A 14,424-nucleotide genomic window follows, 5' to 3' on the forward strand; every position below is an offset into this window, starting at 1 on the left:
GTCATGACGAGCGATGAGGCACGCGCCCGGTTCGCCGCCGCGCGGATGGCCCGACTGGCCACCGTGGGCGAGGACGGCGTCCCGCACCTGGTGCCGATGGTGTTCGCCGTCGTGGGCGACACGATCGTCCACGCGGTCGACCACAAGCCCAAGCGCACACGCGCCTTGCGGCGCCTGGACAACATCGCGGCCAACCCGTCGGTGAGCCTGCTGGCCGACGGTGGATACGACGACGACTGGGGTGCCCTGTGGTGGGCGCGCGCCGACGGGCGGGCGCGGGTCGTCGGGGTCGAGACACCCGACGGCGCCGCGGCCGTGGCGGCGCTCGTCGAGCGCTACGCGCCCTACCGCGAGACGCCGCCGGCGGGGCCGGTGATCGTCGTCGCGGTCGAGCGCTGGAGCGGCTGGGCCGCTAGCTGATGATCGAGTTGGCCTTCTTGACGCAGGCGTTGATCGTCTTGTCGTACTTGCTCTTGCGACCGGCCTGGGCGGCGGCGTCGGCCTCGGAGAACTGCTTCAGCGTGAGCTTGTCGGAGATGCAGTCCAGGGCGGCCTGGCAGTAGCGCTTGGCCTGCGACTTGGTGATCTGCGAGTTGGAGGCCAGCGCGGACTTCTGGCAGCTGGTCATGAAGTTCTTGTTCACCGACGACGGGTAGTCGTGCGCGCTGGCGGGCACAGCGGCGACACCGGCGATCGAGAGGGACACAAGACCCGCGACGAGGGCGGAACGGCGGGACGAGACCGACAGCATGGGAAAGGCGCCTCCGGGCGTATGGAGCAGAAGTGCGCGATCGTCGCAGGTTGCCGCGATCGTTGCGCGATGGTTGGCGCGTTCTTACCCGAAGAGCGACAGCGGCAGCGTGAAGCCGACGTTCCACACGCCGGCGTCGACGATCTCGAAGATCTTCAGGTCTCCGGCCAGGCTGCACAGGATGTAGGCGTCGACCGGATCCAGGCCGTGCTCGCGGCCCAGCCACTCGATCGTCGAGCGGACGGCGGTGCGCGCGCCCTCCATCAGGTCGGCGTCGATGCCCATCGCGCCGAAGTGCCCGGCCGACTCGTCGATGCTGGCCAAGGGCCCGGCGGTGACGAACTGCGGGCCCGGGATCGTCTGGTGCTCGACGCTCAGGCGCAGCGTCGCCCGCATGTCGCACTCGATCGCGGTGACGCACACCTCGCCGTCGCCCTGCGCGGCGTGCGGGTCGCCGCAGGAGAACAGCGCGCCGTCGCACCACACGGGCAGGCGCAGCGTCGATCCGACGGTCAGGTGGCGCGTGTCGACGTTGCCCCCGCCGCGATGGGGCGGGAACACGGTCGCCACCGCCGGCTCGCTCGGATGCACGCCCATCGTGCCCAGGAACGGCGCCGTCGGGATCCGGATCCCCGGTGCCGCCTCGACGGTCGCGCCATCGCGCAGGTCGAACGTGCGCACCACGAGCTCGTCGAAGTCGTCGGGCAGCAGCCCCTGCCCCGGCTGGATCGACGCCCAGCCCCAGTCGCCGGGCGTCAGCTCGAGCACGTCGACGCGCAGCGTGTCGCCCGGCCCCGCGCCGTCGACGTAGATCGGCCCGAGCAGGTGGTAGAGCGTCGCGAAGTCGAAGTCCGCGGTCGTATCGCCCTCGCCGACCTGGCCGTGCGCGGCCATCCGCAGGTCGAAGCGCACCACGTCGCCGGACGCGATCCGCAGCGTCGGCTCCAGCGAGCGATCCCAGTCGTGGTGGACGCGCGTCGCGTCGATCACGTGCTCGGTCATGGGCGGCGCGCCTTCCAGATGTGCTCGACCGGCCACCGCTGGGCCCACGCGGTGCTGGCAGCGGAGCGGTAGCTCGACGTGGCGTCGGCGGGCGGGCGCAGCTCGATCAGGTCCTCGACCACGAAGCCGTGCTGGCCGAACAGGCGGATCCAGGCGCCGTAGGGCAGCTGGAAGCCGGTCATGGTGCCGTCGTCGCCGGTGCGCAGGTCGAAGTAGTCGCGGGTGAAGCACTCGGTCGGGTCCTCGGCGTCCAGCGGCCACACGAGGTCGACGATCGGCGTCATCGTGCTGAAGGCCAAGCGGCCGCCGGGGCGCAGCAGGCGGGCGCACTCGGGCATCAGCAGGAGGGGATCGGCGTAGGTGAACGCGCCGTGGTCGGTGAACACGAGATCGAAGCTCGCGTCCGGGCGCGGGACGGACTCGGCGGACGCCTCGATCAGCGTGACCTCGACGCCGGCGGCGGCCACGGTCTGGCGAGCCAGCTCCAGCTGGCGGGGCGAGACGTCCAGCGCGGTGCAGCGGGCGCCGCGCCGGGCCAGCGCGACCGACCAGCGCGCTGCACCACAGCCGAGCTCGAGCACGTCCAGCCCCGCCACCTCGCCCAGCGCGCCGACCTCGGCCTCCGGGAGCTGCCACATGCCCCAGGCGTCACCGCCCGACGTCTCCAGCTGCTCGCCGTGCACGGCCTGGTACTCGTCGGCGAACGCGTCCCACGCCGCGCGGTTGCGCGCGGCGTGGGGGGTCAGCTCGGTCATCCCCAGCGGGAGCGCATGAGCGGCAGCACGTCGGCGCCGAACTGGTCCAGGAACGTGTTCTGGTCCGGGCCCGGGGCGTGCAGCAGCAGCTCGTCGAAGCCGAGGTCCACGTACGTGGCGATCTTCTCGACGACCTCTTCGGGGTCGTTGGAGACGATGAACCGGGTGTGGGCCTTCTCGACGTTCTCGTCGGCCAGGCGCTCCATCTCCAGCGCGTCCTCGACGCCCTCCTTCTGCTCGGGCGTCAGCGCCAGCGCGGCCCACCAGTTGCACGACTCGTGCGCGACCTCGCGGTCGCGGTGGTAGGCGACCTTGATCTCGATCAGGCGCTTGATCTTGGACGGGTCGCGACCCGCCTTCTCGGCGCCCTCCTTGACGTTGTCCAGCAGGTCCAGGTACAGCTGCGGGTCCTTGCCCGACGTGCACACGAAGCCGTCGCCGACCCGGCCGGCCAGCTTCGCGGCCAACGGGCCGGAGGCGGCCACGTAGATCGGGACCGGCACCTCGGGCTTGTCGTAGATGGTCGCCTTCTCGGTGCGGTAGTACTCGCCCTCGAAGTCGACGCGATCCTCGGTCCACAGCTTGCGGATCAGCTCGATCGCCTCGGCCATGCGCAGCCGGCGCTCCTTGCGGCCCGGGAACTCCTGGCCGGTGGCGGGCGTCTCGTTCATCGCCTCACCGGAGCCGACGCCCAGGTAGACGCGGCCGGGCGCCAGGCAGGCCAGCGTGCCGAAGGCCTGCGCGACGATCGCCGGCGGGTAGCGCAGCGTGGGGGTGAGCACGCTCGTGCCCAGCGTGACCTTCGACGTCGCCTGGGTCATCGCGCCCAGCCAGGCCAGCGCGTTCGGGGCATGCCCGGTGTTGTGGCGCCACGGCTGGAAGTGGTCGGAGGTCGAGACGATGTCGAGGCCGTCCTGCTCGGCGCGCACGGAGAAGTCCAGGAGCTCCTGCGGACCGAACTGCTCGGCCGAGGCCTTGTAGCCAATCTTGATGCCCATGCGCGGGACGCTACCGCTAGAGGAAAAGGTCTTCCTCGGCGGATCGCACAAGATCACGCGCTCCGGGTCCGTCCTCGGGGCCGACGTGGCGCTGCAGGCCGCGCACGACGACCGCCGGCTCGCGCGAGTCCTTGGACCGCACGAGGTCCGCGGCGGCGGCGGCCTCGTCGGCCACGGCGATCGCCGTCGCGCGCAACTCGCGCCCGTCGCTGTCGCTGCGGCCGTCCCACGACTCGATCGTCGTCAGCCCGGCCACGCCGATGGCGATCTCGCACTGGCCGCGCCGCCAGGCCCGCCCGAAGGAGTCGGTGATGACGATCGCGGGAGCGACGCCCAGCTCGCGGCGCAGCGCCGCGCGGATGGCCCGGGCCGAGGCGTCGGGGTCGACCGGGAGCAGCACCAGGCGCTCCTCGCCGCCCGCGTTGGACGCGTCGACGCCGGCGTTGGCGCACACGAAGCCATGGCGCGTGCGGCAGATCAGCACACCGGGGCGCTCGCGCACGATCGACGCCGCTTCGCCGAGCACGACCTCGATCTGGCGGGCGTCCTTGCCGTGGGAGGCGGCGAGCTCCAGCGCCCGCGGGCCCGGCTCGACATCGACCAGGTTGACCACGCGCCCCTCGGCCTTGGAGACGACCTTGTGGGCGATGCACAGCACATCGCCGTCGCCCAGATCGGCCGGCGCGGCGGCGACCAGCAGCGCCGACAGGTCGTCGCCGGGACGGATCTCGGGCAGACCGGCGAGCGCGAAGGCGCGGACCTCACCCATCGAGGTGCTCCAACATGGCGCTGGTCGTGGGGCCCAACCGGCCGCTGGCCTCCAGCGTGGCCAGGTCCTCGGGCGTGTCGGCGTCCATGCCCAGCCCGGGCACCTCGCGCACGGCCCAGGCCAGCCCGCTGGCCTGTGCCGCGGCCACGTGGCGTTCGCGCGACCCGGGGCCGAACGACGGCGCGATCGCGTCGGGCGGGGCGAGGAGCAGCGCGTTCGTCCCGCTGCCGTGGCGGTCGGGCACGACGATGATCGCCTCGGGCCCGCGCAGCAGCGCGCCCAGCTCACCCGGATCCAGCGCCGGGCAGTCGCCCGGCACGGCCAGGATGCGGTCGGCGCCGCGCTCCAGCGCCCGAGCGATGCCGAGCGCCACCGCCGCGCTCTGGCCCGTCTCGGCCGGGTCATGGACGACCTCGGCGCCCGCGTCGCGCCCGAACTCGGCCGCGAGCGGCTCGGCGGTGACGACGATCAGGCCGTCGAGTCCGTCGACCCGGCGCAGGACGCGCAGCACGTCGCGGACCATCGCCTCCGCGAGGCCGGCGCGCGGGCCGTCGGGCACCCGCTCGCGCAGCCGCGTCTTGGCCTGGCCGAAGCCCTTGACCGGGAGGATCGCCAGCGTGCTCACACGAGCCCCTGGGCGAACGTGAGGACGTCGGCGGCGACCCGCGCGCGCTGCGGTGGCGAGCGCAGATCCACGTCGGTGACGAGCACCGGGACGGTCGGGTCGTCGAGGCGCTCGTCGCACACGAAGCCGTCCAGCAGCGCGCCGTAGTGGGCGGCGACGCCCGCGCTGGTCGCCGGCTGGCCGGCCCAGGCCAGGAACGCGGCGGTCGGCCCCTTGAGCACCGCGCCGCCGACGATCGGGCTGACCGCGACGACCGGGGCGGCAGCGGCGGCCAGCGCGTCGTGCAGCGCGGGCAGCGCGAGGATCGGACCGATCGAGATGAGCGGGTTGGACGGGCCGATGAGGATCACCTGGGCGCTGGCGATGGCTTCGAGCACGGCCGCGGTCGGCGCCGCCGCGGCGGCGCCGTCGAACGCGACGTCCTCGACCGGGCCTTCGCCGCGGCCCAGGATCAGGAACTCCTGCAGGCCCTGCCAGGTGCCGCGCGCCCGCACGCGCGTGCGCACCGGCGCGTCGGACATCGGCAGCACCCGGGCGCGCACGCCCAGGGCGGCGGTCTGCTCGTCGATCGCCTCGGTCAGCGTCGCGCCCTCGGCCAGCCGGCGCGCCCGGCGCAGGCACAGCGCCAGGTCGCGGTCGCCGAGGTTGAACCACACCTCGTCGCCGAGCTCTCGCAGCCCGTCCATCACGTGGAAGGTGTCGCCTTCCAGACCCCAGCCGCGCGTGTCGATGCGATCGGCCAGCCAGAAGCTGACCAGGTCGGGATCCGGCGAGACATGGCCGCCGTAGGCCTCCACGTCATCGCCGGTGTTGACGATCGCGACCAGGTCGTCCGTCACGTCGGCCAGACCGCGGGCCAGCTTGGCGCCACCGGTCCCGCCGGTGAGCAGGACGACCGGGCCGGTCACCCCTGCTTCTGGTAGCTGACCTTCTTCGGCTTGAGCCGGAAGGTCACGCGGGTCTCGCCGTCCTGCAGCCACGGGTAGTCGCTCCCGATGTACTTGTTGGACAGCTGGTTGATCACGTCGACGCCGTCGTCGTTGGTGTCGACGGCGAGATCGCCGGTGACGGCGACGAACTCCATCGGGTTCTCCGGGTTCACGACGGTGATCGTGCCGTGGCCGGTGCGGCGCAGGTTCGCGGGCCAGGCGCGGCCCTCAGCGCTGTTGACCACGATCTGCCCGTCGGCGTCCGCATCGGCCCACACGACGACCGACTGGATGGTGCCGTCCTTGCGCAACGTCGAGAACGTCGCGTAGTTCGGGGCCTTCAGGAGATCGAGCGCGGGACCTTCGAGCGTGTCGGGCATCGGCCAAAGGTACACCGCGTAGAGTCCGAACCATGGCTGCGTTGCCCGCCCGCGTGAACATCCGTGAGGTCGGCCCGCGCGACGGGTTTCAGAACGAGCCCGAGGTCATCGCGACCGATGACAAGGTGCGGCTGATCGAGCTGCTGGCCCGCACGGGGCTGCGGCGGCTGGAGGTCACGAGCTTCGTCCGCGCCGACGTGATCCCGCAGCTGGCCGACGCCGCCGAGGTGCTGGAGCGCGCGGACATCCCCCAGGACGTGGCGGTGTCCGTGCTCGTGCCCAACGAGCGCGGGTTGGACGGCGCGCTGGCCGCGCGCGACCGCATCGACGCGATCAGCGTGTTCCTGTCGGCGTCCGAGACGCACAACCGCAAGAACGTCAACCGCACGATCGAGGAGTCGCTCAAGGGGCTGGAGGTCGTGCTGCCCCGGGCGCGGGAGGCGGGGCTGGAGGGCCTGGCGGTGATCGCCACGAGCTTCGGCTGTCCCTACGAGGGCCACGTCGCCCCGGAGCGCGTGTTCGCGATCGCCGAGCGGCTGATCCACGCGGGAGCCACGGAGATCGGCTTCGGCGACACCACCGGCATGGCCAACCCACGCCAGGTGCGCGAGTTCTTCGACCGCGCGCTGGACGAGCTCGTGGGCGTCGAGCTGACCGCGCACTTCCACAACACGCGCGGGCAGGGGCTGGCCAACGTGCTGGCGGCGCTGGAGGTCGGCTGCGACAGCTTCGAGTCGAGCTTCGGCGAGCTGGGCGGCTGCCCGGTCCCGGCCGGGGCGACCGGCAACATCGCCACCGAGGATCTCGTCTCGATGCTCGAGGAGATGGGCATCTCGACCGGGGTGGACCTGGAGGCGCTGATCGGCGCCGCGCGCGAGGCCCAGCAGGTGCTCGGCCGTCCGTTGGGCTCGCACACGATCGTCGCCGGGCCCGTCGACTGGAAGTAGGGCCGTGAGCGTCTCGGACGACATCGCGGCGCTGGCCGCGATGACGCGCGACTCGGCCGGGGCGGGAGAGCGCGCCAGCGCGCGCTGGATCGCCGAGCGGCTGGCCGCGATCGGCGTCGACGACGTGGCCATCGAGCCGTATCGCGCGCCGCGGACCTACGCGTGGGCGCACCTGGCGCACGCGCTGGCCGGGGTGGCCGCGGCCGTGCGCGGCAGCCGCGCCCTGGCCTTGGGGACCCTGGCCTCCTACGAGCTCGAGGTCAGCGGGCGGGCGCCCTGGGTGCGCCGCTTCCTGCCCCGCGGCACCGGCGACAACGTCGTCGCGCTGCTGCCCGCGCACGGGCCGCGCCGGCGCACGCTGGTGCTGGTCGCCCACCACGACGCGGCCCGCACCGGCTGGATGTGGGACCCGCGGGTGGTCAAGGCCGGCGTCGGCCGGCGCAACCGCCGCCAGGCGACCGATCCCGCCGCCGGACCGCTGGTGCTCGCCGCGGCCGCGATCGCCACGCGCACGCGCGCCGGCCGGGCGCTGGGCGGCCTGCTGTTCGCCACCAGCGCCGTGCTGCTGCTCGACGTCGCCCGCTCACCGACGGTGCCGGGCGCCAACGACAACGCCAGCGGCGTGGCGGCCGTGCTCGAGCTGTGCCGCCGGCTGGTGGCCGCGCCGCTGGACGGCGTCGAGGTGCTGGCCGTGTTCCCGGGCTCCGAGGAGTCGGGGATGGGCGGGATGGCCGCGTTCCTGGACGAGCACCCGCTGGAGCCGGCCACCGCCTTCGTCCTGGGCCTCGACACGGTCGGCTCGGGGCGACCGGTGGTGGCCACCGGCGAGGCGACGCTGGCGCCGCACGCCTACCGCGACGAGGACGTCGCCTTCGTGGAGACGGCCGCCCGGGACGCCGGGCTGCCGGCGCCGGAGCGCTGGCGCATGGGCGCCTGGACCGATCCGGTGCTGGCCACCTACCGCGGCCTGCCGACCGTCTCGCTGCTGTCGGTCGACGCCGAGGGCCACCACAGCAACTACCACGTGCCCCAGGACACGCCCGACCGCGTCGACCACGACTGCGTGCAGCGCTGCGTGGCGATCGCCGAAGCCGTGGCCCGCCGCCTCTGAGGGCGCGTCACCACACGTCGCCGTCGCGCCGGTCGCAGGTCAGCCACGGCCCTACTTGCCGCTGAACTCCGGCTGGCGCTTCTCGACGAACGCCGCGATCGCCTCGCGGTAGTCCTCGGTGTGCGCGCACAGGTCCTGCGCGGTGACCTCCATCTCCAGCGTGGTCGACAGCGCCGGCTTGGCCACCGCGTCGAGCAGCCGCTTGGCCAGCCCCACGGCGACCGGCGCGCAGGCCAGCAGCTCGTTGGCCAGCTGCTCGGTCGCGGCGTCGAGGCCGTCGGCCGGGGCGACGCGGTTGACCAGGCCGATGCGCTCGGCCTCGGTGCCGTCGATGACCTTGCTGGCCATGATCATCTCCTTGGCCCGCCCCAGGCCGACGACGGCGGGCAGGCGCGACGAGCCGCCCACGTCGGGCACCAGGCCGACGCGCGTCTCGACCAGCCCGATGACCGCATCGGCGGCCATCACGCGCAGGTCGCAGGCCAGTGCCAGCTCCATCGCCCCGCCCAGGCAGGCGCCGTGGATCTGGGCGATCGTCGGCTTGGTCATCTCCTCGCACAGGTTCCAGGTGGCCAGGATGCCGCGGCGCAGCTCGCGCAGCCGGGACGGGTCGGCGGCCAGCATGCCCAGCGACCCGTGGTCCATGCCCGACGAGAACATCGCGCCCTCGCCCCGGAGCACGACGACACGGACGTCGCCGTCGGCGGCCGCGGCCGTGAGCGCGTCGTGCAGCCCCTCGACCAGCTCGTCGTTCATCGCGTTGCGCTTCTCGGCCCGGTTGAGGACGACGTGGCGGACCGGTCCGCGGTCCTCGGTGGTGACGATGGACATACCGGGACAGTAGTTACGCTGCCGCCATGGCGACGTGGAACGCACTCGCGCCCAAGCCGTTTCGTGGCGACCTGATCGCCGCGGGTGCCGCGTCCCTGTCGGTCGGGCTGGTGCTGCTGGACACGCGCGTCCAGGACGACTGGCCGGTCGGCGTGCGCTTCGTGCTGATGCTGGCCGGCGCCGCGCTGCTGCTGACGATGGCCTGGTTGGCGCCCGTCGAGGGCCACACGCCACGGATGTACGTCTCCGCGCTGCTCGTGTCGGCCTTCCCGCTGCTGGCCTTCGCGCTGCTCGAGCTGGCCGACCTGCTCGGCGGGTCGGCCAGCTCCGCGGGCACGCTGACCTGGGTCGCCTTCGCGCTCGGCGCGACGTGCATCTGGATGGCCTGGACGCGCGGGTCGCCGATCGCCACGTTCCTGGGCGCCGCGTCCTGGGTCGTCGCGCTGCTGGCGGCCTGGACGTGGATCTTCGACCCGGACAGCCCGACCGGGCTGCAGTGGCTGTGCCTCGTGATGATCGCCGGGCTCGCGGTGCAGGCGATCCGCCAGCGTGATCGCCACCGTCCGCACGCGGTCGCGCTCGTCGACGTCGCCGGCCTGACCGCGCTGCTGCTGGCCGGGCTGCTGAGCATCGACGCCGCGTTCGACGTGATCTCGGACTCATCCGGACTGCTCGGCGCCAACGCGACCGCGCCGGGCGTCGGCTGGGGATGGAAGCTCGTCCTGCTCGCCGTCGGCTTCGGCCTGGTCGCCTACGGGGCCGTCGACCGCGAGCGCGGGCCGATCTGGCTCGGTGTCGCGGTGCTGATCGCGTTTGTGTTGCTCGCCGGGGAGGGCAACCTCCTGTGGTGGCCACTGATCCTGCTGCTGCTGGGCGGGCTGGCGATCGCGGCGGGCCTGCGCCCGACGACCGCGGCGCCGCCGTCGCCGGACCTCGACGCGCCGGAGGCGCCGACGCGCCCGTTCGACCCGCCGCCCGACCCGTTTCTCTGACCTCGCGGTTCGTCGACGCCGGCGGTCTGCGCGTCCACCTGGCCGAGGCCGGACCGCCGGACGCGCCGCCGCTGCTGCTCCTGCACGGCTGGCCGCAGAGCAACCGCCTGTGGCGCAACGTCTGGCCGCTGTTCGCCGACGACCACCGCGTGCTGATGCCCGACCTGCGCGGTCACGGCCTGACCGAGGCGCCCGGCCACGGCATGCACCCCGACCAGTTCGCGCGCGACCAGATCGCGCTGCTGGACGCGCTCGGCGTGGAGCGCGTCGCGCTGATCGGCCACGACTGGGGCGGCTTCACGGGGTTCCTGCTCGCCGCCCGCCACCCGGACCGCGTGCGCGCCTACCTGGCCTGCAACACGCCGACGCCCTGGCCCGACGTGCGCCCGGCGCTGCTGAAGGAGGCGTGGCGCTCGATCTACGCGATGGTGCTGGCGTCCCCGCTCGGGCCGCCGCTGCTGCGCCGCACCGACCTCGTCCGCCAGAGCCTGCTGCGCGACACGCGCGGGGTCGGCTTCGACGCCGCCGACCTCGACGCGTTCGTGGGCCAGTGGCGCGCGCCCGAGCGGGCGCGCGCGACCCAGCTGCTGTATCGCTCCTACCTCAAGCTGTTCGCCACGTCACCGTGGCGCCCGCCCGAGCCGGAGCTGCGGGTGCCGACCCACCTGCTGTTCGGGCGCCGCGACATCGCGATCGCGCCTGCGCTGGTGGAGAACTTCCCCGGCGTCGAGTTCGTCGACGCCGGGCACTTCGTCGTCGACGAGCGCCCCGAGCTGGTGGCCCGGCGCGCTCGCGACCTGTTCTCGACCGCGGCCTGACCTACTGCTGGCCGGGAGGCTGGTACGTCGGGGTCTCCGGGCTGTCGGTCGACAGGCCGCCGACGGCACCGGCCGCGGGGGCGGGCGGGATCGACGCGGGACGGGACTCGACGGTGATCGGGGGGAAGTCCTCGGTCAGCAGGAACTGGTAGGCCAGCGCGTCGACGTGGTAGCGCATGGCCATGTTGATGAAGTTCTGCAGGCCCTCCGGCTGCTTGCCGGTGATCACGATGACGATCCACGCGCACAGCGCGCCGACCTGCATCATGATGTTGTAGACGTACTGGATGATGAAGACCGGGATCAGCAGGAAGATCCGGAAGAAGACCTTCGCCCGCGAGTACTCGGCCTTCGGCGGGGCGATGTGGACCCGCACCGGGTAGCCCGGCTCGTCCTGTCCGTTCCACGGCGGGTACTGGTCCGTCAGCAGGCAGAAGTAGCCCTGCAGGCGCGTCGAGTTGCGTACAGCGCCCGAGACGAAGTTGTACATCCCTTCGGGGTAGCGCCCGGTGAACAGCAGCGCGAACCACGCGATGAACACCACCACCTCGGCCGCGAGCACGTAGATGTACGTCAGGATTGCGGCGGGGACGAAGGTGAGTAGGCGGAAGAAGGTCGTAAGCCGGCTGCGCTTCTCGACGTAATCCGCCTCGTATTGAACGGGATACATGGTGATGCGTGTTCTAACCGCTCAACCGGACGGGGCGCAAGGCCCAGTCTTCAGATGTCAACCGAAGTCGTAGCTCGTCCAGCCCCATCGGACGCCCGTGCAGGAAGCCTTGCGAGCGCGGGCAGCCCAGATTTCGGAGTATCCGCGCCTGGTCCCGTGTCTCCACGCCTTCGGCCACCACGGGCAGCCGCAGGGCCGCCGCCATCGTGAGCACGGCCTCGACGATCGCGGTGTCCACCGGCACCGATCCCAAGCCGGAGACGAAGGAACGGTCGATCTTCAGGCCGTCAAGCGGCAGGCGCCGCAGCCGGGCCAGCGACGAGTAGCCGGTCCCGAAGTCGTCGATCACCAGGCGCACGCCGACGTTGCGCAGGGCGACGAGCGCGTCGATCCGCGGTCCCGCGTCGTCCATCAACGCGGTCTCGGTCAGCTCGAGGCCGAGCGTGCGCGGCGGCAGTCCGGAAGCGGACAACGCGGCGCGCACGTCGTGCTCCAGCAGGCCGGTGGCGACCTGACGTGCCGAGATGTTCACGGCCAGCTCGATGTCCCCGGCCTGGCGGGGCATCGCGTCGCGCAGCGCCGCGACCTCCGAGCAGGCGCGGGCCAGCACGCGGCGCCCGAGCGCGCGCACGAGGCCCGAGTCCTCGGCCAGCGTGACGAACACGCCCGGCGGGATCGATCCGCGCGAGGCATGCGTCCAGCGGGCCAGCGCCTCGACGCCGACGAGCGTGGGGCGCGCGCCGTCGAGCGTGACGATCGGCTGGTAGGCCACCTCGATGCGGTCGGACTCGATCGCCTCGCGCAGGTCGGCGATCAGCGCCAGGCGGTCGTCGGTCGAGCGGCGCAGCGCGTCGTCGAAGACCTCGACCAGGCCGCGGCCGCGGGCCTGGGCGCGGGCCAGCGCCGCCTCCGCGGCGGCGACCAGGCCGGCCGAATCGGGCGCGGCGTCGTGCGTGACGATCCCGACCGACGCGGTCAGGTGCGTGCCCTGGCCCGCGGTGAACGGCGCCGAGAAGGCGTCGCGCACGCGCTCGGCGCACGCGCGCGCCTCGGCCTCGCCGGCGGCGGCGGCCAGGATCAGGAAGTCGTCGGCGCCGAAGCGGGCCGCACGGGCGCTGCGCGGCAGGGCGCCGCGCAGCCGGCCGGCGACCTCGCGCAGGACCGCGTCGCCCGCGTTCTGACCCAGCCCGGTGTTGACCGCGCGAAAGCCGTCGACGTCGACCAGCAGGAGGACGAACGGCGCTGGATCGCCGATCGCGTCGTCGACGGCGCGCAGCGCGGCGGTGCGGTTGGGCAGCCCGGTCAGCGCGTCGCGCAGGACGGTGGCCTCGAGCCGCTCGCGGGTGCGGCGCTCGTCGGTGCAGTCGCGGAAGGCGACGACGGTGCCGCCCGTGTCCAGCGGCTGATGGTGCACGAGCAGCACCCGCGCGCGGCCGTCGCCGGCCCGCCGGATGCGCACGGTCACGTCACGGGCGCGCCGGCGGAAGATCTGCGGCAGGTCCGGCGTGGTGCCGTCGATCCGCCGCGGCCGCACGAGGTTCCACCATCCGGGCTGGTCCAGCGCGGCGCGATCAAGGCCCAGGATCCGTAGCGCGCTCCCGTTCGCGCCCACGACCCGCAGTTGCTCGTCGAGTGAGATGACGCCCTCGTCGAGCAACTCCAGCGCGGTGAGCAGATGCCCGCCGGCTGGCTTGCCTTCCTGGTCCAGCAACAGCTCTCCCTTCCGTCCAGCCGGATCCCCTGTCCGACGGTTATAGCTGACCGTCCAGTCCCCTGACCAATCGAACGGCACTCGCCAACGTCCCTGCAATGGACGCACGTTCGAGGCGGGCGTCCACATCGCCTGCTGTGTGGCCGCTCCCCGGGCGTGCCCGCTCATCGAGCGCGCTGAGCGCGATCGCCGGCCAGCCTGTCCTGCGGGAGACAGCCGCGTTGGTCACGCCTCGGCGCAGCGGCTGCGCGCCGGTGGCCAGGGCCAGGGCCACCAGCGTCGGGTGCAGCCGCTGGGGCCACAGGCGTCCCTCGGTCACGTGCGCCTGGGGCGATCCCGCTCCGCACGGACCCAGGGCCAGGACCGCGAGCTCCTCGGGCCGCGCGTCGCGCCGCCGGCGGCGCACGTAGTCGCGCATGCCCAGCTGACCGCCCTCGGCCGCGCCGGTCAGCACGAGCTCGACGGCCAGGTGGCGCGGCGGGTCGCGGTCCAGCTCGGCGGTCAGCGCCAGCGCGCTCGCGGCCGCGCCGGCGTGCACGTTGGCGCCGGGGGTGAAGCCGGCCAGCGCGATGTCGAGGTAGGCGGCGGCGCCGACCAGCAGGACGATCGTGGGCAGCAGCGAGACGACGCTGGGCCAGCCGGCGTCGTCGGTGGCCAGGCGCGCGGCCGCGGCCGCGGCGTCGATGGCCAGGCACAGGCACAGCAGCGCCGGCGGGGAGATCAGGTGGCCGCGCAGCGCGCGGCGCAGGCGGGTCTCCAGCGGCGCCAGCCGGTAGATCAGGCCGCCGCGGCCGGCGTCGATGGCCGCCGTGACGATCAGGCGCACGCGCGGGGGCGGCAGGCCGGGCCGGCGCGGCGGCGGCTCGCTGACCACGTTGACGGTCGCCCGCCGAGGCAGCACCAGGCGGGCCACGCCCAGCCGGCCGCTGAGGTCGCCGGCCAGCAGCACCAGCGCCACGACGAGCACGCCGAGCCCGATCGGCGGCCACGAGATCGCGGCCAGGCTGCCCGCCACGCCGGCGACGCAGAGCAGCGCGTACACGGCCGGCCAACCCGGTCGCACCCACGCGGTCTCCAGCCGGGCGGGGCGCCCGGCGCGGCGCAGTTCGTCGCGCAGGAGCACGGCGGCGCGCCG

The 14,424-nt window shown here is 73.5% G+C and carries 17 protein-coding genes; 5 read left to right on the forward strand and 12 right to left on the reverse strand.

Annotated elements, in window-relative coordinates:
- The first annotated feature begins 3 nt into the window (after nt 1–3).
- On the forward strand, nt 4–420 hold the full coding sequence (locus ACZ5UI_RS02740; RefSeq protein WP_464193980.1) for a TIGR03668 family PPOX class F420-dependent oxidoreductase: 417 nt from the start codon (nt 4–6) through the stop codon (nt 418–420).
- On the opposite strand, the gene ACZ5UI_RS02745 is transcribed toward ACZ5UI_RS02740, so the two are convergent.
- The 8 genes from ACZ5UI_RS02745 to ACZ5UI_RS02780 form a co-directional block, all read right to left on the reverse strand.
- Complete coding sequence (locus ACZ5UI_RS02745) at nt 413–676, reverse strand: hypothetical protein (protein ID WP_464193982.1); 264 nt, start codon at nt 674–676, stop codon at nt 413–415. The genes ACZ5UI_RS02740 and ACZ5UI_RS02745 overlap by 8 nt on opposite strands.
- Before the next feature lie 159 nt (nt 677–835).
- Nucleotides 836–1,753 carry an acetamidase/formamidase family protein gene (locus tag ACZ5UI_RS02750; RefSeq protein WP_464193984.1) on the reverse strand — a complete coding sequence of 306 codons (918 nt, stop codon included), beginning with the start codon at nt 1,751–1,753 and terminating at the stop codon, nt 836–838.
- Nucleotides 1,750–2,508, reverse strand: a complete 759-nt coding sequence (locus ACZ5UI_RS02755; RefSeq protein ID WP_464193986.1) for a class I SAM-dependent methyltransferase — start codon at nt 2,506–2,508, stop codon at nt 1,750–1,752. The genes ACZ5UI_RS02750 and ACZ5UI_RS02755 overlap by 4 nt, the downstream gene beginning before the upstream one ends.
- On the reverse strand, nt 2,505–3,506 hold the full coding sequence (locus ACZ5UI_RS02760; protein WP_464193988.1) for a TIGR03557 family F420-dependent LLM class oxidoreductase: 1,002 nt from the start codon (nt 3,504–3,506) through the stop codon (nt 2,505–2,507). The genes ACZ5UI_RS02755 and ACZ5UI_RS02760 overlap by 4 nt, the downstream gene beginning before the upstream one ends.
- 16 nt (nt 3,507–3,522) lie before the next feature.
- Complete coding sequence (gene cofE / locus ACZ5UI_RS02765) at nt 3,523–4,275, reverse strand: coenzyme F420-0:L-glutamate ligase (RefSeq protein ID WP_464193990.1); 753 nt, start codon at nt 4,273–4,275, stop codon at nt 3,523–3,525.
- The gene (gene cofC, locus ACZ5UI_RS02770) at nt 4,268–4,900 is read right to left on the reverse strand and encodes a 2-phospho-L-lactate guanylyltransferase (protein ID WP_464193991.1); all 633 of its coding nucleotides are present in this window, start codon (nt 4,898–4,900) and stop codon (nt 4,268–4,270) included. Before cofC ends, cofE begins: the two co-directional genes overlap by 8 nt.
- Entirely contained in the window at nt 4,897–5,808 is a 912-nt protein-coding gene (locus ACZ5UI_RS02775; protein ID WP_464193993.1) for a 2-phospho-L-lactate transferase CofD family protein, read from the reverse strand. The genes cofC and ACZ5UI_RS02775 overlap by 4 nt, the downstream gene beginning before the upstream one ends.
- Complete coding sequence (locus tag ACZ5UI_RS02780) at nt 5,805–6,209, reverse strand: TIGR03618 family F420-dependent PPOX class oxidoreductase (RefSeq protein ID WP_464193995.1); 405 nt, start codon at nt 6,207–6,209, stop codon at nt 5,805–5,807. The genes ACZ5UI_RS02775 and ACZ5UI_RS02780 overlap by 4 nt, the downstream gene beginning before the upstream one ends.
- Nucleotides 6,210–6,241: 32 nt before the next feature.
- Between ACZ5UI_RS02780 and ACZ5UI_RS02785 the strand changes: the two genes are divergently transcribed.
- Nucleotides 6,242–7,156 carry a hydroxymethylglutaryl-CoA lyase gene (locus tag ACZ5UI_RS02785; protein WP_464193997.1) on the forward strand — a complete coding sequence of 305 codons (915 nt, stop codon included), beginning with the start codon at nt 6,242–6,244 and terminating at the stop codon, nt 7,154–7,156.
- Between the two features lie 4 nt (nt 7,157–7,160).
- Complete coding sequence (locus tag ACZ5UI_RS02790; protein WP_464193999.1) at nt 7,161–8,267, forward strand: M28 family metallopeptidase; 1,107 nt, start codon at nt 7,161–7,163, stop codon at nt 8,265–8,267.
- Between the two features lie 51 nt (nt 8,268–8,318).
- Here the strand turns inward: ACZ5UI_RS02790 and ACZ5UI_RS02795 are convergent, their stop codons facing one another.
- On the reverse strand, nt 8,319–9,098 hold the full coding sequence (locus ACZ5UI_RS02795) for an enoyl-CoA hydratase/isomerase family protein (RefSeq protein WP_464194001.1): 780 nt from the start codon (nt 9,096–9,098) through the stop codon (nt 8,319–8,321).
- A 26-nt stretch (nt 9,099–9,124) separates the two neighbouring features.
- Between ACZ5UI_RS02795 and ACZ5UI_RS02800 the strand changes: the two genes are divergently transcribed.
- Nucleotides 9,125–10,090 carry a hypothetical protein gene (locus tag ACZ5UI_RS02800; RefSeq protein WP_464194003.1) on the forward strand — a complete coding sequence of 322 codons (966 nt, stop codon included), beginning with the start codon at nt 9,125–9,127 and terminating at the stop codon, nt 10,088–10,090.
- Nucleotides 10,091–10,197: 107 nt separating this feature from the next.
- Nucleotides 10,198–10,908, forward strand: a complete 711-nt coding sequence (locus ACZ5UI_RS02805; RefSeq protein ID WP_464197747.1) for an alpha/beta fold hydrolase — start codon at nt 10,198–10,200, stop codon at nt 10,906–10,908.
- 1 nt (nt 10,909) lies between these two features.
- Here the strand turns inward: ACZ5UI_RS02805 and ACZ5UI_RS02810 are convergent, their stop codons facing one another.
- From ACZ5UI_RS02810 to ACZ5UI_RS02820, 3 genes are read right to left on the reverse strand one after another with little or no spacing between them, the layout of a single operon-like run.
- A complete protein-coding gene (locus ACZ5UI_RS02810; protein WP_464194005.1) occupies nt 10,910–11,578 on the reverse strand; it encodes a DUF4389 domain-containing protein in 669 nt (222 codons plus the stop codon).
- A gap of 13 nt (nt 11,579–11,591) precedes the next feature.
- Nucleotides 11,592–13,289 (reverse strand): putative bifunctional diguanylate cyclase/phosphodiesterase, encoded by a 1,698-nt coding sequence (locus ACZ5UI_RS02815; protein WP_464194007.1) that lies wholly within the window; start codon nt 13,287–13,289, stop codon nt 11,592–11,594.
- A 40-nt stretch (nt 13,290–13,329) separates the two neighbouring features.
- Entirely contained in the window at nt 13,330–14,412 is a 1,083-nt protein-coding gene (locus ACZ5UI_RS02820) for a hypothetical protein (protein ID WP_464194009.1), read from the reverse strand.
- Between the last annotated feature and the right edge of the window lie 12 nt (nt 14,413–14,424).

Source organism: Conexibacter sp. JCM 18997, assembly GCF_055391915.1.

Excerpts from the sequence above, each read along its gene's own strand:
- ACZ5UI_RS02740 (WP_464193980.1), top strand. The coding sequence starts at position 4 with ATGACGAGCGATGAGGCACGCGCCCGGTTCGCCGCCGCGCGGATGGCC.
- ACZ5UI_RS02750 (WP_464193984.1), bottom strand. The coding sequence starts at position 1,753 with ATGACCGAGCACGTGATCGACGCGACGCGCGTCCACCACGACTGGGAT.
- ACZ5UI_RS02755 (WP_464193986.1), bottom strand. The coding sequence starts at position 2,508 with ATGACCGAGCTGACCCCCCACGCCGCGCGCAACCGCGCGGCGTGGGAC.
- ACZ5UI_RS02760 (WP_464193988.1), bottom strand. The coding sequence starts at position 3,506 with ATGGGCATCAAGATTGGCTACAAGGCCTCGGCCGAGCAGTTCGGTCCG.
- cofE (WP_464193990.1), bottom strand. The coding sequence starts at position 4,275 with ATGGGTGAGGTCCGCGCCTTCGCGCTCGCCGGTCTGCCCGAGATCCGT.
- ACZ5UI_RS02780 (WP_464193995.1), bottom strand. The coding sequence starts at position 6,209 with ATGCCCGACACGCTCGAAGGTCCCGCGCTCGATCTCCTGAAGGCCCCG.
- ACZ5UI_RS02785 (WP_464193997.1), top strand. The coding sequence starts at position 6,242 with ATGGCTGCGTTGCCCGCCCGCGTGAACATCCGTGAGGTCGGCCCGCGC.
- ACZ5UI_RS02795 (WP_464194001.1), bottom strand. The coding sequence starts at position 9,098 with ATGTCCATCGTCACCACCGAGGACCGCGGACCGGTCCGCCACGTCGTC.
- ACZ5UI_RS02800 (WP_464194003.1), top strand. The coding sequence starts at position 9,125 with ATGGCGACGTGGAACGCACTCGCGCCCAAGCCGTTTCGTGGCGACCTG.
- ACZ5UI_RS02810 (WP_464194005.1), bottom strand. The coding sequence starts at position 11,578 with ATGTATCCCGTTCAATACGAGGCGGATTACGTCGAGAAGCGCAGCCGG.